This is a genomic window from Streptomyces sp. NPDC051041 (assembly GCF_044456065.1).
Lineage (GTDB): Bacteria > Actinomycetota > Actinomycetes > Streptomycetales > Streptomycetaceae > Streptomyces > Streptomyces glaucus.
The window spans coordinates 61,732-82,415 of record NZ_JBITFM010000013.1; the positions used below are offsets into that span (position 1 = coordinate 61,732).

Sequence of the window (20,684 nt, forward strand, 5' to 3'; positions counted from 1 at the left end):
CATGGGTGGGGGGATTGCGGTGGATCACCGCGCCTTCACGCGAAGGACGCGGTCTTCTCCGGCGACGAGGTCGAGCGGCTCCGCGCCGGAGGGGGTCCTGAGTTCGATGCGTACGGTGCGGGCCGGCCGGAGGAGGGCCGTGGCCTCCCGCGGGTTCCAGGCGAGGTCCAGTTCCGCGCCGAACCGGGTGCGCACGCCCCTCAGTTCGCCGCTCGGGTACGCGCCCGGCAGTGCGGGCAGCAGCACCAGCCGGCCGGGCGTGGAGTGCACGAGCGTCTCGATCAGCACGGCCGGCAGGGTGTGCGCGGCGTCCGCGTTGTAGACGTCCCGGTCCGGGTAGTGCGCGCTCATCAGGGAGGCGTGGAAGAAGCCGCCGCCCAGGACCTGGCGCAGGGCGTGGGCGACGCGCCCGCCGTCCCCGAGGCGGGCCGCGACGAGGGCGTGGTGGAGGTGGCCGTGCGCGGAGTCGTTCTCGGCGCCGCGCAGCTCCAGCGCCCGGTGGGCGGCCGCGGCCAGGCCGGGGGTGTCGTACGGGGTGATCTCGTCGAGCGGCCAGACGCCGTAGAGGTGGCTGAGGTGGCGGTGGTCGTAGGAGTCCGCCAGGCCGGGCCTGGCCCATTCGGCGAGGGCGCCGTCGGCGTTGACCCGGTGCGGCGGGAGGCGGTCGGCGAGGGCGCGCCAGCGGTCGGCGCGCTCCGGGTGGTAGGCGGCGGCCGTGCGCAGGGCGTGCCGGGCGGCCGAGAGGTCCATCGCCGCGTCGAGGGTGCCCCAGCTCGCGTTCGCGGGCCGGTTCTCCGGGGAGTAGGAGGGGACGACGACGAGCCGGCCGTCGGCGTCGGTGCGGGTGAGGAAGTCCTCGTAGAAGAGGGCGACCTCGGCGAGGGCGGCGGCGGTGCGCGGGTCGCGCATGCCGTAGGTCTCGTCGTGGTCGACGAGCGGCTTGAGCAGCCAGTCGGCGCCCGCGGTCCACAGGTGCAGGGGGTACTCGCGGCTGAAGTGGTACGCGTGCCCGCTCTCGCCGTCGCTGTGCGCGGGCGCGACCACGCCCCGGGCGCCGAAGACCGCGCGGGCGTTGTCCCGCCAGTCGGGGAGCTGCCGGTGGATCAGGGACGCCAGGGCCTCGGTGACCTCGGGCAGGGCCGCGGCGGCGGCGGAGGCGGTCTGGAGGTTGAGGTTGGCGTCGTGGGTGAAGGCGCCCGACCAGGCCGTGTCCCAGTCGCCGGTCCACAGTCCGGTCAGGCGGGGCGGGTTGAGGCCGCTGGCGGACAGCAGGTGGTAGCGGCCGGCGGCGAACAGCCGTTCCAGCAGGGCCGGGCCGCCGGTCCGCCGGAGCAGCTCGGAGCCGGGCAGGGCGCGTTCGGCCGGGTCGGCGGCGAGGTCGAGGGCGACGCGCTCGTAGGCGGTGCGGTGCAGGGCGAGGTGCCGGCCGAGGAGGTCGTCGTACGACGCCCCGTGCAGCAGGTCGCGCAGGGCGCGGCCCTCGGCGGCCGGGTCCGGCTCGCCGGTGTGCCGGCGCACCCGGGTCAGCAGCAGCACCTCCCGGGCGCCCTCGACGCGCACGCCGGGCGGCGCGAGGGCGGTGGTGCCGCCGGTGACGGCGATCAGGGTGACGCCGGTGTAGGCGAGGTCGCTGCCGGGGTAGCGGACGCGCAGGCTCAGCAGGGCGCCCTCGGGGGTGAGGACGGATCCCTGACCGATGCGCAGCCCGGTGGGGGCGCCGGGCAGGCGGGGGTCCAGGCGGAGGTCGAGGGCGAGGTGCGGGGCGGTGACCCGCTGGACGATCACGTCGTCAGCGCGGGAGACGAAGACCCGGCCGGTCCGCTCCCCGCACTCGGCGGTCACCTCGCCGGTGGTGAAGTCGACCGACCGGCGGTAGGGCCGCCCGTCGCCGGCCTGCCCGCGCAGCCGCACCTGGAAGGCGGGGTGGAAGGGGCGCACCCACTGCAGCGGGCGGCCGTCGGTGAAGTCCTCGGCGGCGGTGCGGTCGCCCGCCAGCAGCCGGTCCTGGAGGGCGGGCAGCGCGGCGGCCAGCTCCGGGGGCCGGCGCTGTTCGCCGGGCAGGGGGCGGACGAGGGTGTGGTGGGTGACGACGACCCGTTCGTCGTCCGGGCCGCCGAACACCAGGGCGCCGTGGTGGCCGTTGCCGCTGAGGAAGCCGTCCTCCCAGCGGGCGGCCGGGCGGGGCTCCCAGGTGCCGTGGACGGGGCCGCCGGTCATGACGCCAGCACCCGTACGCCGTAGCGGCCCAGCTCGGCCCGGTCCGTGACCGTCTCCCCCGTCAGCAGGTCGCGGTGGCTGCCCGGCACCTCGACGGTCACCGGCGTGCGCCCGTGGTTCAGCAGGAACAGCAGGTCGCCGCGGCGCACGGCCTCGACGCCCGCCGGGATCCGGTCGAGCACCGGACGGACGCCCGCGCCGGCGGCGATGTCCGCGAGCAGGCCGCGCAGCGCCTCGGGTTCCGGGAGCGTCGAGACGTACCAGGCGCGGCCCTTGCCCAGCACGGCGGGCAGCCCGTCCAGCTCACCGCCGCGGTACCGGACGGTCTCGTCGGCGGTGCCGTCGGCCTCCAGCTCCTCCGACCACAGGGTGCCGCGGAAGCCGTCGCACTCGACGGTCTCCCCGGCGGGCAGCGGCCACCACTCGTGCAGGACGCGGATGCCGAACAGCTCGCGCAGCCGGGCGTCCATGCCGCCGGGCCGCACCCGGTCGTCCCGGTCGGCGATGCCGGTGAGGAAGCCGCACACCAGGGTGCCGCCGCCGCGGACGTAGGACAGGAGGTTGTCGACGGCCGCGTCGGTGAGCAGGTAGAGCTGCGGGGCGACCACCATGCGGTAGCGGGACAGGTCGTGCTCGGGGTGGGCGAAGTCGGTGGTGAGGTGCGCCTCCCACAGGGCGCGGTGCCAGGCGCGCAGGACGACGGGCGGGTCCGCTCGGGAGAAGGGGCGGGCCTCCTGGGCGGCGGCCCACCAGGCGTGCCAGTCGTGCAGGACGGCGACGTCGGCCGCGATCCGCGTGCCGGACACGTGGGGGGCGATCCTCGCCAGGTCGGCGCCGAGCCGCTTGACCTCCTGGAAGGCGCGGCCTCGCGGCCCCGCGTGGCCGACCATCGCGGAGTGGAACTTCTCCGCGCCCTGCCGGGACTGGCGCCACTGGAAGTAGCAGACGGCGTCCGCGCCGCGGGCCACGGCCTGGAGGGACCACAGGCGGTTCAGGCCGCGCGGCTTGGGCTGGTCCACGTCCCGCCAGCCGACCGCGCCCGTCGCCTGCTCCATCAGCATCCAGGGCCCCCGGGCCTGCGAGCGCGTCAGGTCCTGCACCAGGGCGCCCTCCTGGGCGCCGAGCGGGTCGCGCGGGTCGGGGTAGAGGTCGACGGAGACGACGTCCTCCTCCTCGGCCCAGCGCCAGCCGTCCTGCCCGAACCACAGCGGCATGAAGTTGGTGGTGACCGGCAGGTGCGGGGTGTGGCGGCGGACGATGTCGCGCTCGGCGGCGTAGCACTCCAGGAGCATGTCGGAGGTGAAGCGCCGGAAGTCCAGGACCTGGGCGGGGTTCTTCAGGTAGTGGGTGCGGCGGGGCGGCAGGATCTCCGCCCAGTCGCCGTAGCCCTGGCTCCAGAAGGCGGTGCCCCAGGCGGTGTTGAGCGCCTCCAGGGTGCCGTACCGGTCCCGGAGCCAGATGCGGAAGCGGGCGGCGGCCTCGTCGCCGTGGTCGTAGGTGCAGTACTCGTTGTTGATGTGCCACATGGTCAGGGCCGGGTGGCCGGCGTAGCGGGCGGCCAGGGCCTCGGTGATGGCGGCGGCGTGGCGGCGGTAGGCGGCGCTGGAGTGCGAGAAGTGCTGCCGGCCGCCCCACCACTCGACGCGGCCGTCCTCGTCGCGGGGCAGCGTCTCCGGGTGCAGCCGGCCCAGCCACGGCGGGGGCGAGGCGGTGGGGGTGGCGAGGACGACGCCGACGCCGGCCTCGTGCAGCAGGTCCATCAGCCGGTCCAGCCAGCCGAAGTCCCGTTCCCCGGGGCGGGGCTCCAGCCTGGCCCAGGAGAACACGCCGACGGTGACGGAGTTGACGCCGGCGTCCTTCATCAGGCGGACGTCCTCGTGCCAGGTCTCCTCGGGCCACTGCTCGGGGTTGTAGTCGCCGCCGTAGAGGATGCGGCCGCGGGTGGCGTCGCTCAGGTCCGGCATCACACCGGCTCCCCGTACTGGATGCCGCGGCCGTTGGTGGCGAGGTAGACCCGGCCGTGCACGCGCGGGTCGCCGGTGATCGCCTCGCCGGTCCAGCCCCACTGGTGGGCGTCGTCGTTGATCCGCACCCAGGTCCTCGCCTCGTCGTCGGAGCGCAGGACGGCGACACCGGCCCCCACCGAGCCGACCTGGTAGAGCGCCGGGTAGGAGGCGCCGCGGGCGGCCCGGCCGAAGCCGAGGCAGTACGAGGCCCGGCAGCTGCCGGCCTTCGTGAAGGCCGCGCCGCCGTCGGTGGAGCGGTACAGCCCGTTCTCCTTGGCGCTCAGCCACAGGTCGCCGGACCGGCCCGGGGCGGCGGCCAGCTTGAACTGGCTGTCCCCCGAAGGCAGTCCGGTGGCCCGCGCGGTGAAGGTGCGGCCGCCGTCGGTGCTGGCGTACAGCGTGCCCGTGTCGGTGTCGTAGGCGTAGAAGCGCGCGGGGTCGAGCGGGTCGGCGACCGGTACGGCGCCCTTGGGGAAGGAGGCGACCTGCGACCACGTCGCCCCGTCGTCCGCCGAGCGGTGGGCGGCGTGCTTGGTTCCGTCCCAGTGCACGAAGGACCACAGCAGCACGCCGCCGTCGGCGCTCGTCGCGATCGGCCCGGGCGCGTTCCGGGCGATCTCCGGCTGGCTCGCGAAGGGCGCCCAGGTGCGGCCGCCGTCGTGCGAGGACGCGCCGTTGCCGTGGTCGCCCCAGCCGGCGCGCACGACGTACGACGGTCTGAGCGCGGCCTGCGCCAGCCCGGTCGCCGTGCCGGTCACGGGGTTGGTCGCCATGCCGCGCGAGGGGGACGCCGTGAGGGACTCGTGGTACAGCACGCCGATGTCCCCGGATCCGCTGATCAGGTGCGCCCGGCCGGTGGGCGGCGAGATCAGCTGGCGCACGGAGGTCTCCTCCAGGCCGCGGATCCGCGGGGCCCAGTTCCTCAGGTCCCGGGTGCCGTACAGGGTGGCGCCGGTGCCGTACACGAGGTGCCGGGAGTCGTACGGGTCGAGGGCGAGGGCCTGGATCCACCAGCCGAACTTGGGCTCGTCCTCGCCCCACTTCAGGTAGGGCGTCTCGGAGACGTCGAGGACGGCCGTGTCCTTCAGGGACGTCCAGGTGCGGCCGCCGTCGGTGGAGCGGAAGACGGTGTCGACGGCCGCCCAGCGGTTGTTGGTGGAGACGACGACGGTGCCGGGGCGGCGGGCGTCGACGGCGACGCCGCCGTAGCCGAAGGTGTCGGCCGCCCCCTCGGCGGTGGTGCCGCCCGGCTTCACCGGGGTGACCTCGGTCCACCGGCCGTCGGTGGTGCGCAGCTTGTGCACGCTGCCGTCGGACTGGCCGTTGGGACCGGGCGCGTCGGCGTACGTGACGTACAGCTCGCGGGCGTGCCGGTCGTAGGCGGCGCGGACCGGGACCTTCGCGGCGGGGCCGGCGGGCTGTCCGGGGACGGCCTCCCAGGCGGTGCCGTCGGTGGTGCGGAACAGGGCGGCGGCGGTGCCGTCGCCGTCGCCCCAGCCGGCGTAGACGGCGCGGTCCGCGGCGACCAGGAGGGTGATGCCCTGGCCGGTGGCGCGGGGGGTGGCCGGGAAGGCCGCGGGCTGCCAGGTGGCGCCCCGGTCGGCCGACTTCAGCAGCCCGTCGTGCCGGGTGCCCAGCCACAGGGTGTCGCTGTCGCGCGGGTCGACCAGCAGCCGCTCCCCGCAGCCGCGTCCGTCCTCGTTGGCGCCGAGCTTGACGGTGAGGTCGGTGCGCCGCCAGGTGGCGCCGCGGTCCTCGGAGCGCAGGACGGCGCCGTCGGACGCCCAGGGCTGGGCGTAGGTGCCGACGGCGAGGTAGAGCCGGTCGGGGTGGGCGGGGTCGACGGCCATCGCCTCCACGCCGAGCAGGTTCCAGTCGTCCCAGCCGAGGTGGTCCAGCAGCGGGATCCAGCGGGCGGTCCGGTGGTCCCAGCGGTAGGCGCCGCCGATGTCGGTGCGGGCGTAGGCCAGGCCGCGCACCGAGGGGTGGAAGAGGACGCCGGTGATGAAGCCGGTGCCGCCGATGACGGCGTTGCGCCAGCGGTAGGCGGGGGCGGCGGCCGGTTCGGCGGCGTGCGCCCGTCCCCCGGCGGACGGCAGGGCGGCGAACGCGGCGGTGGCCGCGGTCCCGGCGAGAACGGCACGACGGCTCAGACGGGACGCGTACATGACATACCTCGTTCTGTGCGGCTCGGGGGTCTGGGGCCGCCGCGGCCGACCGCTGGGCAGGAGCAGGTCGGCCGCGGCGGGGTCTTCCGGGTGTCCGGCGCCGGGGTCAGCCCTTGACGGCGCCGGTGAGCATGCCCTTCTTGAAGTGGCGCTGGACGAAGGGCGACAGGACGGCGACGGGCAGCAGGGCCATGACCATGACGGCCATCTGCACGGCCAGGCCGGACAGCTCCCCGGTCTTGATCGCCTGGCCGAGGCCGACCGGCGCCTCCTGCTTCTGCACGAGCTGGATCATGACGTTCTGCAGCGGCATCATGTCCTGGTCGTTCAGGTAGAGGGAGGCGTTGAACCAGGCGCTCCAGTACCCGACGGCGTAGAACAGGGTGATCACCGCCAGAACCGCCCGGGAGAGCGGCATGACGATCTGCCACAGGATGCGCACGTCCCCGGCTCCGTCGATCCGGGCGCTGTCGATCAGCTCCTGCGAGATGCCCATGAAGAAGCCGCGCAGCACCAGGATGTTGAAGACGCTGACCGCGCTCGGCAGGATCAGCGCCAGGTAGCTGTCCGTCAGCCCCAGCGACTGCACCAGCAGGTACGTGGGGATGAGGCCGGCGCTGAAGAACATGGTGGCCAGCAGCAGCATCAGCAGCCAGCGGTGGCCCAGGGAGCCGCTGCGGGACAGGCCGTAGGCGCACAGCACCGACACCGTCATCGAGAACAGCGTGCCGACGAGGGTGACCAGGACGCTGATGACCGCGGCGCGGGTGACCTGGCCGCCGCTGAGCAGTTCCTGGTAGGCGACGAAGGTGATGTCCTCGGGGATCACCACCAGGCCGCCGGCCTCGTCGATGGTCCGGCGCGAGGACAGGCTGGTGACCACGACGATCCACAGCGGGAACAGGATCGCCAGGCAGGCCAGGGCCAGCACCAGGCCCTTGGCGGCGAGTCCGGCCGGGCCGGGCTTCTCCTCCCACACCGGCCGGGGCGGCGCGGCCCACCGGCCGGGCCGGCGGGCGGGCCGGTGCGCGGGGTCGTCGATCACGGCGGTCATTTCTTGTACACCCCCTGCTCGCCCATCAGGTGGGCCACCTTGTTCGCGGCCAGGACCAGGCCGAGACTGACGACGCCCTTGATCAGGCCCGCGGCGGCGGCGTAGCCGAAGTCCTGGTTGCGCACGCCGTTCCACCACACGAACGTGTCCAGGACCTCCGCGGCCCCCGGTCCGACGGCGTCGCGCTGGAGCAGGATCTGCTCGAAGCCGACGGTGAGGGCGTCGCCGACCCGCAGCACCAGCAGCAGGGCGATCACCGGGCGCAGCGCGGGCAGGGTGACGTGCCACATGCGGCGCCAGCGTCCGGCGCCGTCCATCGCGGCGGCCTCGTACAGGTCGGGGCTGACCGAGGCCAGCGCGGCGAGGAAGACGATGATCCCCCAGCCGGCGTCCTTCCACACGCTCTGCGCGGTGATCAGGAGCGCGAAGGTGTCCGGGTCGGTCATGAGGTCGAGCCCGTCGTACCCATGCTGCCGCAGCAGCTGGGAGAGGATCCCGGCGCCGCCGAAGATCTGCTGGAAGACGGCGATGACCAGCACCCAGGAGAAGAAGTGCGGCAGGTACAGGACGGCCTGCGCGACCGCCCGCACCCGGGGCCGGACCACGCTGTTGATGAGCAGCGCGAGCAGGACGGGGACCGGGAAGAACAGCACCAGCTGGAGGAAGAACAGCACCAGCGTGTTCCGCACGGCGTTCCAGAAGGCCGAGTCCTCGAAGATGCGCTGGAAGTTGTCCAGGCCCACCCAGGGGCTGTGCAGGATGGAGACGACCCCGTTGTCGCTGACGTAGGGGTCGTACTCCTGGAAGGCGACGACGTTGCCCAGGATCGGTGCGTAGTTGAAGAGCAGCACCAGCAGGACGGCCGGCAGCGTCATCAGCAGCAGGACGCGGTCGCGCCTGAACCGGAGCCTCAGGCTCGGTCTTCCGGTCGGTTTCTTCCCGGGCCCGGCGGCGTCGCCGGGCGCCACCGGGGTCTTCTCCGTCGTGTCGGCCTCGGTCCCGCTCCGAGGCACCGTGCTGTGGGACACGGCCGTTCTCCTCGCCTCGGTGCCGGTCAGCTCGCCGCCGAGCCGTTCTCGTCGAGCAGCTTCCTGTACCAGTCGCGCAGTTCGTCGCCGCCCTTGCTCCGCCAGTCGGAGACGGCCTGCTGCACGTCGCTCATCTTCTTGCGGCCGCGGACGAAGTCGTCCTCCAGCTGCTCGAAGTCGTTGGAGAGGTTGGTCCAGCGGGCGGGCTCGGTGATCTGCATGCCGTAGAACGCCGACTTCCTGGTGAAGGCGCCCATCCGCTGCTGCCACTCGACCTGGCCCCTGGCGACCTCGGGGAAGTCGGGGTGGGCGATGGTGGGCGCGGGGCTGGCGATCATCACGTAGGCGTTCATCACGTCGATGTTGCCCTGGTCGGTCTTGGTGGGGACGCCGTCCTCGACCGTGTAGTGGGTGCCCTCCACGCCGTAGTTGGTGAGCATGTACTCCTTGGTGCCGTACGGCGCGGCGGTGACGTTGGCGACGGCCAGCACGTCGCGGATCTTGTCCTCGGACGCCTTCTTGTTGACGAAGGCGAAGATGCCGGCCGGATTCTTGGCCCACAGCGTGGGGTCACCGCCGTCGTGGCCGAAGATGTCCATGCCCCAGATCTCGAAGTCCGGGTTCTGCGTGGCCTGTTCGGCGGTGCGGCTCCACCACTGCGACATGTCCTGGTTGTAGATGAGGAACTCGCCCGCGGCGAACTTGGGCCCGGGGTCGGTGGCGTTGCTCTTGCCCAGCTCGGCGTCGGGGTGGACGACGCCGGCGGCGAACAGCTTGCGCGTCCACTCCAGCGCTTCGAGGTACTCGTCGGTCTCGACGCGGTAGACCAGCTTGCCGTCGACCTCGTTCCAGCCGAGCGACTTCTCCTCGCCGGAGAGCACGCCGAAGGCGTTGAAGGCGGTCCACTTCATGTCCAGGCAGGCCCAGCGCTTGGCCCTGGCGTTGGTGATCTCCTTGGCCAGCGCCATGAACTCGTCGGCCGACCTGGGGACCTCGTACCCCTCCTCGTCGAAGACGTCCTTGCGGTACAGGGGCACGATGCCGGTGACGTACGAGGACGGCATGGGCAGGCCGCGCAGCTTGCCGCCGAAGATGGAGCGCTGCCAGGCGTCGGTGGGGATCGCCGCGAGGTTCGGGTAGTCCTTGACCGCGTCGCCGGACAGGTAGGGGCCCAGGTCGGCGAACTTGCCGATGACGGCGCTGGGGATCTTGCCCGTCATGTTCCAGCCGGGCACGACCACCACGTCGGGCACGTCGCTGGAGGCGAGGACCGCGCCGAGCTTCTGGTCGTAGGTGTTGCCGTCCTGGTTCTGCCAGACCACGTCGACGCCGATGAGGTCGTTCATCGCCTTGTAGTAGGCGTTGCCGTCCTTGGGCGGGGAGCCCCAGAACGGCGACATGACGGTGACCCGGCTGCCCTTGCCCAGCTTCTCGGGCACCGACGTCTTCAGGTCCGCGAGGTCGAGCTTGCCGGTGAAGCCGACCGCGGAGCCGTTCCTGCTGGGGATGTCGGGGGTGACGACGTTGCTGGCCACGTACGCCGGCAGCAGTTTCCTGGCGTCCTTGCCCGACGTGGTGCCCTCGCGCGAACCGGCGCCGGATCCGCCGCCGCACGCGGCGAGCAGGGGCATCCCTCCCGCCACCGCTGCGGTGGCGACCGCCGTGGAGGCGAGGAAGCTTCTCCGGGTGGGGGCGGAGGCGTTCGGCGTCATTGCGTCAACCCTTCGTGGCGCACCAGGACACCCGGCGGTGGGCCGTCGGCTGCGGTGTCTCGAGTGGAACTGGCTGAGCTGAAGCGGTCGTCCGACGAGTGCGCACCGCCCGGCGGCGACCTCTTCGTCGAAGCGCTTCGATGTTGCTGCGAGGTTAAGTGAACGCCTGGGGGCGCACAAGGGTCGTTCCCAAGATTCCTCGGAGGTCTCCGGGGGCCCGGCCGCCCTCCTGGCCGGCTTGGAATGTCGGCGGGGATTCGCGGTTGTCGCGTCGGAGTGTCTTGACACCCGACCCGAGGCGAATGAGCATCGAAGCGCTTCGAAAGCGCCTCGCCGCTCCTCCGCAAAGGGAACCTCACGTGACCGAACCCACGCCGCCCGCACCGCCTTTCCGCGATCCGAGCCTGCCGCTCGCGAAGCGCGTCGACGATCTGTTGTCGCGGCTCACCCCGGAGGAGAAGACGGCGTTCCTGCACCAGTTCGCGCCCGCCGTCGAGCGGCTCGGCGTCGCCGCCTTCCGCACCGGTCAGGAGGCGCTGCACGGCGTGGCGTGGATGGGCCCGGCGACGGTGTTCCCGCAGGCGGTGGGGCTCGGCGCGACCTGGAACCCGGACCTCGTGCGGCGGGTCGGCGAGGCGGTGTCCAAGGAGGCCCGCGCGATGCGGGCCCGGGACGAGCGCGTCGGCCTCAACGTCTGGGCGCCGGTGGTCAATCTGCTGCGCCACCCCCTGTGGGGCCGCAACGAGGAGGGCTACTCCGAGGACCCGAAGCTCACCTCGGCCATCGCCACCGCCTACACCCGCGGTCTGCGCGGCGGCCACCCGGTGTACTGGCGCACGGCGCCGGTGCTGAAGCACTGGCTCGCGCACAACAACGAGACGAACCGGGACACCACGTCGAGCTCGGTCCGCCCGCGCGTGCTGCACGAGTACGACCTGCGCGCCTTCCGCGAGACCGTCGAGGCGGGCGCGGTGGCCGGCGTCATGCCGGCGTACAACCTGGTCAACGGCCGCCCCAACCACGTCTCGCCCTATCTGCGCGAGCACCTGCGCACCTGGACGGACGAGGAGCTGCTGGTCTGCTCGGACGCGGGGGCGCCCTCCAACCTGGTCGACTCCGAGCACTACTTCGCCACCCACGAGGAGGCGACCGCCGCCGCGCTGCGGGCCGGCGTGGACAGTTTCACCGACCACGGCACGGACTCCTCGACGATCGTCGGACGGGTCCGGAGGGCGCTGGAGCGGGGCCTGCTCACCGAGGCCGACGTCGACGCCGCCGTCCGCCGCCAGCTCTCGGTCCGTTTCCGCCTCGGCGAGTTCGACGCCCACGACGACCCCGGCGAGTTCGACACGCCGGAGCACCGCGCCCTGGCGCAGGAGGCCGCCGAGCAGGCGGTCGTGCTGCTGAAGAACGACCGCCTGCTCCCCCTCGCCCCCGGCACCACCCGCCTCGCCGTGGTGGGCCTGCTCGCCGACGAGTGCAAGCTCGACTGGTACAGCGGCACGCTGATCCGCCGCTCCACCCCGCTGGAGGGCCTGCGCGAGCGGTTCGGCGCCGGGCACGTGGAGTTCGCGGAGGGCGTGGACCGCGTCCTGCTGAAGACCCGTGCGGGAACGTTCCTCCAGGTGCCCGCGGCCGAGGACGCCCCCGAGGAGGTGCGCGGCGCCGAGGGCGCCCTCGACCCGGCGCTGCTCGCCGGCCGCACCGACCTGCCCCCGCTGACCACCGGTGCCACCGGCACCGAACTCGCCCTGGCCGACTGGGGCGAGGGCGTCCTCACCCTGCGCGCGCCCGACGGCCGCTACCTCTCGGTCGCCGAGGACGGCCGGCTCCGCGCCTCGGCGGACCAGCCCGGGGGCTGGGTCGTGCAGGAGACGTTCCGTCTGGAACCCCACGGCGACGGTCACCTCCTCAGGCACACGGGAACGGGCCGCCACGTGACGGTCGCCGCCGACGGCGTGCGGGTTGCCGCCCCGGACGAGGGGGATCCGGAGGTCTTCGAGCTGGTCGTCGTCGAGCGCGGCGAGGAGGCGGTGGCGCGCGCCGCGGCCCGGGCCGACGCGGTCGTGGTGATCGCGGGCAACGACCCGCACATCAACGGCCGCGAGACCGAGGACCGCACGACGCTGCGGCTGCCCGGGCACCAGGAGCGGCTGCTGCGCGCCGCCCGCGCCGCCAACCCGGACACGGTGCTGGCGCTGGTCTCCTCCTACCCGTACGCCGTCGACCACGCGGACCTGCCGGCCCTGCTGTGGACGGCGCACGGCGGCCAGGCCGCCGGCACCGCCCTGGCCCGCGTCCTGGCCGGCGACGTCTCCCCCGCCGGGCGCCTGCCGCAGACCTGGTACGCCGACGACGCCGACCTGCCCGGCCTGCTCGACTACGACGTGATCGGCGGCCGCCAGACCTACCTGTACTTCGAGGGCACGCCCCTGTTCCCGTTCGGGCACGGCCTGTCGTACGCGTCCTTCGCCTACGGCGGCCTGGCGGCCCGGGTGGACGAGACGGCGGTGCACGTGTCGTTCACGGTCACCAACACCGGCGACGTCACCGCCGACGAGGTGGCCCAGCTCTACGTGCGGGCCCTCGACCCGTCGGTCCCGCGTCCGCGCCGCGAGCTGGTGGCGCACCGCCGTCTCACGCTCGCCCCGGGCGAGACGGCGGAGGCGGACTTCGAGGTGCCGCTGTCCGCCTTCGCGTTCTGGGACGTGGCGCACGGCCGGTGGCGGGTGGAGCCGGGCCCGTACGCCCTGCTGGCGGGCGCCTCCAGCGAGGACGTCCGGCTGCGGACGACCGTCACGCTCGACGGCGAGCCGGCCGCGCCGCGCCCGGTGGTGGAACGCGGCCTGGCGGCGGCCGACTTCGACGAGCAGAGCGGCGTCGAGATCGTCGACCGGACGAAGGAGGCGGGCGACGCGGTGACGCCCGCGGCCGGGCAGACCGGTGAACTGGTCTTCCGCCGCTGCGACTTCGGGGCGGGCGTCGCGGAGGTGACCGTGGCGGTGGCGGGCGAGGGCACCGTCGAGGTCCTGCTCGACGGCGGTCCGGTGCTCGCCGCGCTGACCCCCGGGGCGCCCGCCTCCGGTCCGTACGACTACACCACCCTCGCCGCGCCGGTCACCGCCCGGGGCGTGCACGACGTGCGCCTGAGGCTGCGCGGCCCGCTGCGGCTCGCGCACGTCGGCTTCTCCGGTTGAGGGTCCGGACCCGGCCGACGGCAGGAAGGGGCCCGGCGCCAGAAGCATCGGCGCCGGGCCCCTTCACGGAGCCTGCGGGGGACGGTTCCCGTCGGCTAGAGGGCGAGCCCGGTGAGGACCATCACCCGCTCGTAGGTGTAGTCCTCCATCGCGAACCGCACGCCCTCGCGGCCCACGCCGGACTGCTTGACGCCGCCGTACGGCATCTGGTCGGCGCGGTAGGAGGGCACGTCGCCGACGACCACGCCGCCGACCTCCAGGGCCCGGTGGGCGCGGAAGGCGGCCTGCAGGTCGTGCGTGAACACGCCCGCCTGGAGGCCGTACTTGGAGTCGTTGACGGCGGCGAAGGCCGCGGCCTCCCCGTCCGCCTTCTGCACGGTGAGGACGGGCCCGAAGACCTCCTCGCAGGAGATCGTCACGCCGGCCGGCACGTCGGCCAGGACGGTCGGCGCGTAGGAGGCGCCGTCGCGCTTGCCGCCGGTGAGCAGCGCGGCCCCGGCCGCCACGGCCTCGTCCACCCACGCCTCCACCCGCCGGGCGGCGTCCTCGCTGATCAGCGGGCCGACGTCGGTGGCGTCGTCGTTCGGGTCGCCGGTGACCTGGGCCTCGACGGCGGCGACGATGCGCGGCAGCAGCCGGTCGTACACCGAGGCGTCGGCGATCACCCGCTGCACGGAGATGCAGGACTGGCCGCCCTGGTAGTTGGAGAAGGTGGCGATGCGCGCCGCGGCCCGGTCCAGGTCCTCGTCGCTCGCCCAGTCGGCCAGCACGACCGCCGCGCCGTTGCCGCCCAGCTCCAGCGTGCAGTGCTTGCGCGGCACCGAGTCCATGATCGCGTAGCCGACCTTCTCGGAGCCGGTGAAGGAGATGACCGGCAGGCGCTCGTCCTGGACGAGGGCGGGCATGCGGTCGTTGGGCACCGGCAGGATGCTCCAGGAGCCGGCCGGCAGCTCGGTCTCGGCCAGCAGCTCGCCGAGGACCAGGGCGGACAGCGGGGTCGCCGGGGCGGGCTTGAGGATGATCGGCGCGCCGGCGGCGACGGCCGGGGCGACCTTGTGGGCGCACAGGTTCAGCGGGAAGTTGAACGGCGCGATGCCGAGCACGACGCCCTTGGGGAAGCGGCGGGTGAGGGCGAGCCGCCCCTGGCCGCCGGGGTCGGTGTCCAGGCGCTGGGCCTCGCCGCCGTTGAACCGCCGGGCCTCCTCGGCCGCGAACCGGAACACCGACACCGCGCGCCCGACCTCGCCCCGGGCCCACTTGACCGGCTTGCCGTTCTCGGCGGAGATCAGCCGCGCGATCTCCTCGGTGCGCTCGGCCAGGCGCCGGGCGACGTGGTCGAGGGCGGCGGCCCGCGCGTGGGCGGGGGTGGCGGCGAACTCGTCCCGGACGGCGTACGCGGCGGCCACGGCCTCCTCGGTCTGCGCGTCGGTCGGCACGCTCACCGTGCCGACGAGACGGCCGTCCCACGGGGAGGTCACGTCGAAGGTGTCCTCGCCGGTGACCTGGCGGCCGGCGAGCCAGAAGGCGTGGGTGGCCCCCACGTTCTTTTCCTGGGGCATGGGTGGGTTCCGGCCCTTCCGCATCGGGGGTGGGTACGTGATCTGCTGGATCCACGGTAGGGGCCGGACGGCGGCGGGTCGTTTGTCCGGGGCGTAGCAGTGGCCGGCGGGGACGCGCCGGATTGGCGTACGGCTACTCGCCGGCGGTCGCCTTCAGCGCCAGCCACAGCTCCATCCGCACGTCCGGGTCGTCCAGCGACCGGCCGAGGATCTCCTCCACGCGCCGCATCCGGTAGCGCAGCGTGTGCCGGTGCACACCGAGGTCGGCCGCCGCCGCGTCCCACTGCCCGTGCCGGGACAGCCAGGCGCGCAGGGAGGCGACGAGGTTCCCGCGGCCGGTCGCGTCGTGCTCGCGCAGCGCCCGCAGCAGCCCGTCGGCGAACGCCCGCACCGCGTCGTCGGCGAGCAGCGGCAGCACCGAGCCGGAGGCGAGCCGCTCGTGCTCGACGAGCACCCGTCCGCGCCGCCGCGCCACCGACAGCGCCTGCTCGGCCTGCTGGTACGCGGCGGCCGCGGCGGCCGGCCCGGACGGCGCCGACAGGCCGACGACCAGTTCGTGCTCCTCGCCGCCCGCCGGCCGCTCGCGCACGGCCGGGGTCCGCGCCGCCTCCAGCGCCGCCGCGTACGCGCCGCCGGCGGCGACCGCCGCGCCGCCGTCCGCCGCCAGCACCACCAGCCGCCGCCCCTCGGGCACCACCAGCACCGCCTCCCCGGCGCGGGCCGCGGCCGACTCCACGGCCTCGGCGAGGGACCCGAGCGGGTCCCCGCCCGGGCCGGCGACGGCGAGCGCGGCCGCCGAGGACCCGCCGGCCGGGTGCGCCCGGCCGGGGGCGCACCCGGCCGGCGCCGACTCGGCGACGATCACCCGGAAGGGGGCGTCCAGCAGCCCGCCGTACAGGTCCCCGGCGACCGTGCGCGCGTGGTCCGGCTCCCCGGCGAGCAGCATGCGCAGCACGGCCGCGCCGAGCCGCTGCTCGGCCGCGTGCAGCGAGCGCGACCGCTCCGTGGTCAGCGTCAGCAGGGCGACCGCGGAGTGGACGGCGTAGCGCTCGGCGGTGCCGAGGGCGGCGGCGGTGCCGACGGCGAGCGCGGCCCGGGGGCGGCGTCCGGTGCCCAGGGAGTGCAGCTCGACCCGGTCCTCGCCGCCGCCGGCCACCGAGGAGGCGGGTGCGGGCCGCTCCCGCAGCCGCTGCACCTCCGCCGTGAGCCGCGCCGCCCGGCGGCCCGCCCACTCCGGTGCCGCGGCGACGACGGCGCCCGAGGCGTCGTACAGCGCCGCCCATCCGTCGACCTGCGCGGCGAGCGCGGCGAGCAGCCCCTCCGGGCCGGCCGCGAGCGCCTGCCGGGTCAGTTCCCGCTGCGCCGCGAACCCGGCCGTCACGGCCCGGTACTGCTCCGCGGCGATCGTCGCGGAGACGGCCTTGCTGATGGCGAGGAACGGGGTGCGGCGCGGCACCTCCAGCAGCGGCAGCCCCTCCTGCGCGCAGGCGTCGACGAGCGCCGCGGGGATCTCGTCGTAGGTGACGCCGACGGCGAAGCCGAGCCCGACGACGCCCGCGCCGGCGAGCCGCCGCACATAGCGGCGCATCGCCTCCGGGTCCTCCGCGTCCAGCTTGAGGGCGGTGATCAGCAGCAGCTCCCCGCCCTCCATGTAGGGCACGGGATCGGCCAGCTCGCTGACGTGCGCCCAGCGCACGGGCACGTCCAGGCGGTCCCCGCCCGCCCGCACGGTCAGCTTCAGCGCGGAGTGGTGGACGAGCGAGGCGAGCGTGGGGGGCATGGGGCTCTCGGGTAGGCGTCGGGGCTGGGTGACCGCTGCGAGGTTTTGGCCGGGACGGATGAACGCCCCATGCCGATTCTGCCTCACTGTACGGTCCCGGGGCCCGCACCGGCCCGGAGGGCCTCAGCCCCTGAGGTCCACCAGCAGCGGCGGCGCGTGCTCGCCGCGGACGTTCGTCAGCGACAGCACCGCGTGTCCCGGCGGCACCGCGTGCGCCAGCTCGGAGGCGGACCACCGCTCCCGCTCCACCTGCCGCACGGTCACCGCCCGCGCGGTCGGCGCCTTGCCGGTGATCACCCGGCGCAGTGCGTGCACAGCCTTGCCCGCAGGGGTCTCGGCGATGATCTGCCGGTCGGTGACGTCCCGGGCCTCGGTCCACTCCTTGCCCCACACCTCGGCGAAGTCCTGCCCGTCCCACGGGGTGAGCCCGGACAGCGCCATCCGGCAGCCGGTGGCCCCGAGCAGCGGCCCGCGCAGCGGGCGCGGCACGTCGTCCAGGGTGCGCAGGGTCAGCACCACCCCGGCGTGGGCGGAGCGCAGCCGCTGGATGCCGCGGACGGACTCGGGGGTCACCACGCCCGTGGCGTCGTCCAGGACCAGGCAGGCGAACAGCGACCGGTCCTCGCGCACCGCGACGCTCGCCGTGAACTGGGCGAGCACCAGCCGCGCCAGTATCCGCGAGGCGTCCGCGTGCCCCCGCTCGGGCAGGTCGACGCGCACCCGCACCGGATGGTCCAGGGCCTTGAGCGAGAACGGCCGCGAGGCCCCGGAGGTGTCGAAGAACCCGGCGAAGGCGGGCCGGTCCAGCAGCGCCACGCGGTCGGCGAGCACGGCCGCCACATCGCCGGGCTGTCTCATCTGCCGCTCCCGCGCGTCGAGTTCGCGCAGCAGCGACTCCCGTCCGGCGTCCTGCAGCGCCGTGCGCAGCGCGGCGAGCGGCCCGGGCGCGCCGTCGAGCAGCTGCCGCAGCTCCGGCACCGAGGGGAAGCGCCCGTGAACCGCCCGGAACGGCCCGAGCAGCTGGGCGAGGACGGTCGTGGAGCGCCGGCTGTCGCTTCCCGGGTGCGGGTCGGCGAGGTCCCCGACGAGCGCCTCGGCGAGCACGGCCGCCGCCTCGTCCGGGTCGCTGGTCCCGCCGTACAGGTTGAGGTCGTACACGGAGTCCGGGTTCCCGATCCGTATCACGACGTCGTAGGCGTCGGCCGGTCCCAGTCCCGCGCCGGCCGCGCCGACCACGACCACGGCGGCCCGGCCGGCGAGCGCGTGCAGGCACAGCGACTCGGCGAGCGGCCGGACGACGCTGCCGGTCTTGCCGGACCCGGCCGGGCCGACCGCCAGCAGGGAGGTGCCGAGCAGGTCGGGGCCGAGGGCCAGGCCGGTGCCGCGGTAGGCGTACGGGTTGCGGGGGTCGTCGGCGGTGGTGCCGAGCCGGACCTGCCCGGTGACCAGGTCGTGCGGGGCCTGCCGGGCGGGCAGGTCGCGCGCGCCGGACGGGTGCGGACAGGCGGCGGCGCCGTCCTTGAGCACCGCGCCGCTGAAGGCGGCGAGGCTGTGCCGGCCGCTGCGCACGCCCTGCCAGGCGCGGGTGATCCGGGCGTGGTCGACGTCCCGCATCAGCCCGGCGCGGGCCTCGGCGGCCAGCCGCTCGGCGGCGTCGACGGCCCCGGCGGCCCGCAGCTGCGGGTAGTCGGCGGGGTCCTGCTCGGGGACGGGGGGCGGGGCGGCGGCGGAGGCGGTGCGGCGCCAGGCGGCAGGGCCGTAGCGGCGCCACACCTCGGACCAGTGGCCGAGCCTCGCGAAGACGACGAAGACCGCGGCGAACACCAGGCCCGTGTAGACGTACGAGGCCGCGCCGCCCAGGGCCCCCGCCTGTCCCAGCGTCCACGACTCGGGGGCCAGCACGTACCACGGCCACAGCCAGAAGTCGCCCAGGTAGCCGTTCCACAGCAGGGAGCAGAGCAGCCACCCGCACAGGAACGCGATGACCGCGCCGCCGACCAGCTGCCGTCCGGGAACCCGTTCCGGCTCCTCCTGCGGCCGCGGCCGGTGCCCGAACCGCCACACGCCGGGCAGGGCCTCCGGCCGGGGCGTCCGCAGCCACGCCAGGAACGCCGACCCGTCCGGCGCCGGCGGCGCCCCGGGTGCCCGCGTCGGCCGCGGCGGCACCGCGGGCGGCTGAGGCGGCGCCGCCGGACGCGGCACAGGATTCGCATGCGTGCCCCGCGCGTCCCGGATCCCGTCGCTGTCCATCGCCCTTGCCCCCTGACCAGCCGCTCCGTCCACCGTCAGCGAGTCAATCTAACGCCCCCGCCCGGGGAGTCCACCGCTTGACGCGGCCGGACCCGGGCGGACGGTCCTCGCCCGCCGCGCCCGCCGGGAACGCCGCTATGTCCACCGCGGACAACCGCACCCCCCGACAACGCCCACATGGAGCATGCCCAGTCCCCTCCCCTCGTCCTAGCCTGCGGGAAAAGAAGGCATGTGTCCGCAAGGACCCACGACCGCGTACGGAAACCGAGCACACCCAGGAGCCCCGCATGACCGCACTTCCGCAGGAGCGCCGCGTCGTCACCGCCATCCCCGGCCCGGAGTCGCTTCGGCTGCAGGCCCGCCGTACCGCCGCGGTCGCGCAGGGCGTGGGCTCCGTGCTGCCCGTGTTCACCGCGCGCGCGGGCGGCGGGATCATCGAGGACGTCGACGGCAACCGGCTGATCGACTTCGGCTCCGGCATCGCCGTCACGTCCGTCGGCGCCTCCGCCGAGGCCGTGGTGCGCCGGGCCGCCGCCCAGCTCGCCGACTTCACCCACACCTGTTTCATGGTCACGCCGTACGAGGGCTACGTGGCCGTCGCCGAGGCGCTCGCCGAGCTGACCCCCGGTGACCACGCGAAGAAGTCCGCCCTGTTCAACAGCGGCGCCGAGGCCGTCGAGAACGCCGTGAAGATCGCCCGGGCGTACACCCGGCGGCAGGCCGTCGTCGTCTTCGACCACGGCTACCACGGCCGCACCAACCTCACCATGGCCCTGACCGCGAAGAACATGCCGTACAAGCACGGCTTCGGCCCGTTCGCGCCGGAGGTGTACCGGGTGCCGGTGGCGTACGGCTACCGCTGGCCGACCGGTCCGGACAACGCCGGCCCCGAGGCCGCCGCCCAGGCCATCGACCAGATGTCCAAGCAGGTCGGCGCGGAGAACATCGCCGCGATCATCATCGAGCCGGTGCTCGGCGAGGGCGGTTTCATCGAGCCGGCCAAGGGCTTCCTGCCGGCGATCCGCCGGTTCGCCGCGGACCACGGCATCGTCTTCGTCGCGGACGAGATCCAGTCCGGCTTCTGCCGCACCGGCCAGTGGTTCGCCTGCGAGGACGAGGGCATCGTCCCGGACCTGATCACCACCGCCAAGGGCATCGCCGGCGGCCTGCCGCTCGCCGCCGTCACCGGCCGCGCCGAGATCATGGACGCCGCGCACGCGGGCGGCCTCGGCGGCACCTACGGCGGCAACCCGGTCGCCTGCGCGGGCGCGCTCGGCGCGATCGAGACGATGAAGGAGCTCGACCTCAACGCCCGGGCGAAGGACATCGAGGCGGTCATGAAGGCCCGGCTGACCGCCATGGCCGAGAAGTTCGAGGTCATCGGCGACGTCCGGGGCCGCGGCGCGATGATCGCCATCGAGCTGGTCAAGGACCGCGCCACCAAGGAGCCGAACCCGGAGGCGACGGCCGCGCTCGCCAAGGCCTGCCACGCCGAGGGCCTGCTCGTCCTGACCTGCGGCACCTACGGCAACGTGCTGCGCTTCCTGCCGCCGCTGGTCATCGGCGAGGACCTGCTGAACGAGGGCCTCGACATCATCGAGCAGGCGTTCGCGCGCATCTGAGCCCTGTTTCCGCACGTCTGAGGGGCCGGCGGCAGAGGGTGTGAAGAAGGTGTGGGAGGTGGATGGCGGGACGCCGTTCTCCCTGTCGCAC

11 protein-coding genes are annotated in these 20,684 nt (G+C 74.5%); 2 read left to right on the plus strand and 9 right to left on the minus strand.

Annotated features, from left to right (window positions below):
• Window positions 1-24 precede the first annotated feature (24 nt).
• The 6 genes from ACIBAI_RS20465 to ACIBAI_RS20490 form a co-directional block, all read right to left on the minus strand.
• Entirely contained in the window at window positions 25-2,217 is a 2,193-nt protein-coding gene (locus tag ACIBAI_RS20465; protein WP_399036137.1) for a glycosyl hydrolase family 95 catalytic domain-containing protein, read from the minus strand.
• Window positions 2,214-4,181 (minus strand): beta-galactosidase, encoded by a 1,968-nt coding sequence (locus ACIBAI_RS20470; RefSeq protein WP_399036139.1) that lies wholly within the window; start codon window positions 4,179-4,181, stop codon window positions 2,214-2,216. The genes ACIBAI_RS20465 and ACIBAI_RS20470 overlap by 4 nt, the downstream gene beginning before the upstream one ends.
• The gene (locus tag ACIBAI_RS20475; protein ID WP_399036141.1) at window positions 4,181-6,391 is read right to left on the minus strand and encodes a 1,4-beta-glucanase; all 2,211 of its coding nucleotides are present in this window, start codon (window positions 6,389-6,391) and stop codon (window positions 4,181-4,183) included. The genes ACIBAI_RS20470 and ACIBAI_RS20475 overlap by 1 nt, the downstream gene beginning before the upstream one ends.
• A 106-nt stretch (window positions 6,392-6,497) precedes the next feature.
• Complete coding sequence (locus tag ACIBAI_RS20480; protein WP_399036143.1) at window positions 6,498-7,445, minus strand: carbohydrate ABC transporter permease; 948 nt, start codon at window positions 7,443-7,445, stop codon at window positions 6,498-6,500.
• Window positions 7,442-8,473 (minus strand): ABC transporter permease, encoded by a 1,032-nt coding sequence (locus tag ACIBAI_RS20485; protein ID WP_399036145.1) that lies wholly within the window; start codon window positions 8,471-8,473, stop codon window positions 7,442-7,444. The genes ACIBAI_RS20480 and ACIBAI_RS20485 overlap by 4 nt, the downstream gene beginning before the upstream one ends.
• Before the next feature lie 26 nt (window positions 8,474-8,499).
• Window positions 8,500-10,185 carry an extracellular solute-binding protein gene (locus tag ACIBAI_RS20490; RefSeq protein WP_399036146.1) on the minus strand — a complete coding sequence of 562 codons (1,686 nt, stop codon included), beginning with the start codon at window positions 10,183-10,185 and terminating at the stop codon, window positions 8,500-8,502.
• A 359-nt stretch (window positions 10,186-10,544) separates the two neighbouring features.
• On the opposite strand from ACIBAI_RS20490, the gene ACIBAI_RS20495 reads away from it, so the two are divergent.
• Window positions 10,545-13,382: a glycoside hydrolase family 3 C-terminal domain-containing protein gene (locus ACIBAI_RS20495; protein WP_399036148.1), complete on the plus strand. Its 2,838-nt coding sequence runs from the start codon at window positions 10,545-10,547 to the stop codon at window positions 13,380-13,382.
• 95 nt (window positions 13,383-13,477) lie between these two features.
• Here ACIBAI_RS20495 and ACIBAI_RS20500 read toward each other — a convergent pair whose 3' ends face one another.
• From ACIBAI_RS20500 to ACIBAI_RS20510, 3 genes are all read right to left on the minus strand, one after another.
• A complete protein-coding gene (locus ACIBAI_RS20500) occupies window positions 13,478-14,923 on the minus strand; it encodes an aldehyde dehydrogenase family protein (RefSeq protein ID WP_399036282.1) in 1,446 nt (481 codons plus the stop codon).
• 151 nt (window positions 14,924-15,074) lie between these two features.
• Entirely contained in the window at window positions 15,075-16,721 is a 1,647-nt protein-coding gene (locus ACIBAI_RS20505) for a PucR family transcriptional regulator (protein WP_399036150.1), read from the minus strand.
• 123 nt (window positions 16,722-16,844) lie between these two features.
• Window positions 16,845-18,971 (minus strand): ATP-binding protein, encoded by a 2,127-nt coding sequence (locus ACIBAI_RS20510; protein WP_399036152.1) that lies wholly within the window; start codon window positions 18,969-18,971, stop codon window positions 16,845-16,847.
• A gap of 287 nt (window positions 18,972-19,258) precedes the next feature.
• Between ACIBAI_RS20510 and gabT the strand changes: the two genes are divergently transcribed.
• Complete coding sequence (gene gabT / locus ACIBAI_RS20515; RefSeq protein ID WP_399036154.1) at window positions 19,259-20,593, plus strand: 4-aminobutyrate--2-oxoglutarate transaminase; 1,335 nt, start codon at window positions 19,259-19,261, stop codon at window positions 20,591-20,593.
• The last annotated feature ends 91 nt before the right edge of the window (window positions 20,594-20,684 follow it).

Coding starts and splice junctions, on each gene's coding strand:
- ACIBAI_RS20480 (WP_399036143.1), bottom strand. CDS start 7,445: ATGACCGCCGTGATCGACGACCCCGCGCACCGGCCCGCCCGCCGGCCC.
- ACIBAI_RS20475 (WP_399036141.1), bottom strand. CDS start 6,391: ATGTACGCGTCCCGTCTGAGCCGTCGTGCCGTTCTCGCCGGGACCGCG.
- ACIBAI_RS20470 (WP_399036139.1), bottom strand. CDS start 4,181: ATGCCGGACCTGAGCGACGCCACCCGCGGCCGCATCCTCTACGGCGGC.
- ACIBAI_RS20465 (WP_399036137.1), bottom strand. CDS start 2,217: ATGACCGGCGGCCCCGTCCACGGCACCTGGGAGCCCCGCCCGGCCGCC.
- ACIBAI_RS20490 (WP_399036146.1), bottom strand. CDS start 10,185: ATGACGCCGAACGCCTCCGCCCCCACCCGGAGAAGCTTCCTCGCCTCC.
- gabT (WP_399036154.1), top strand. CDS start 19,259: ATGACCGCACTTCCGCAGGAGCGCCGCGTCGTCACCGCCATCCCCGGC.
- ACIBAI_RS20505 (WP_399036150.1), bottom strand. CDS start 16,721: ATGCCCCCCACGCTCGCCTCGCTCGTCCACCACTCCGCGCTGAAGCTG.
- ACIBAI_RS20510 (WP_399036152.1), bottom strand. CDS start 18,971: ATGGACAGCGACGGGATCCGGGACGCGCGGGGCACGCATGCGAATCCT.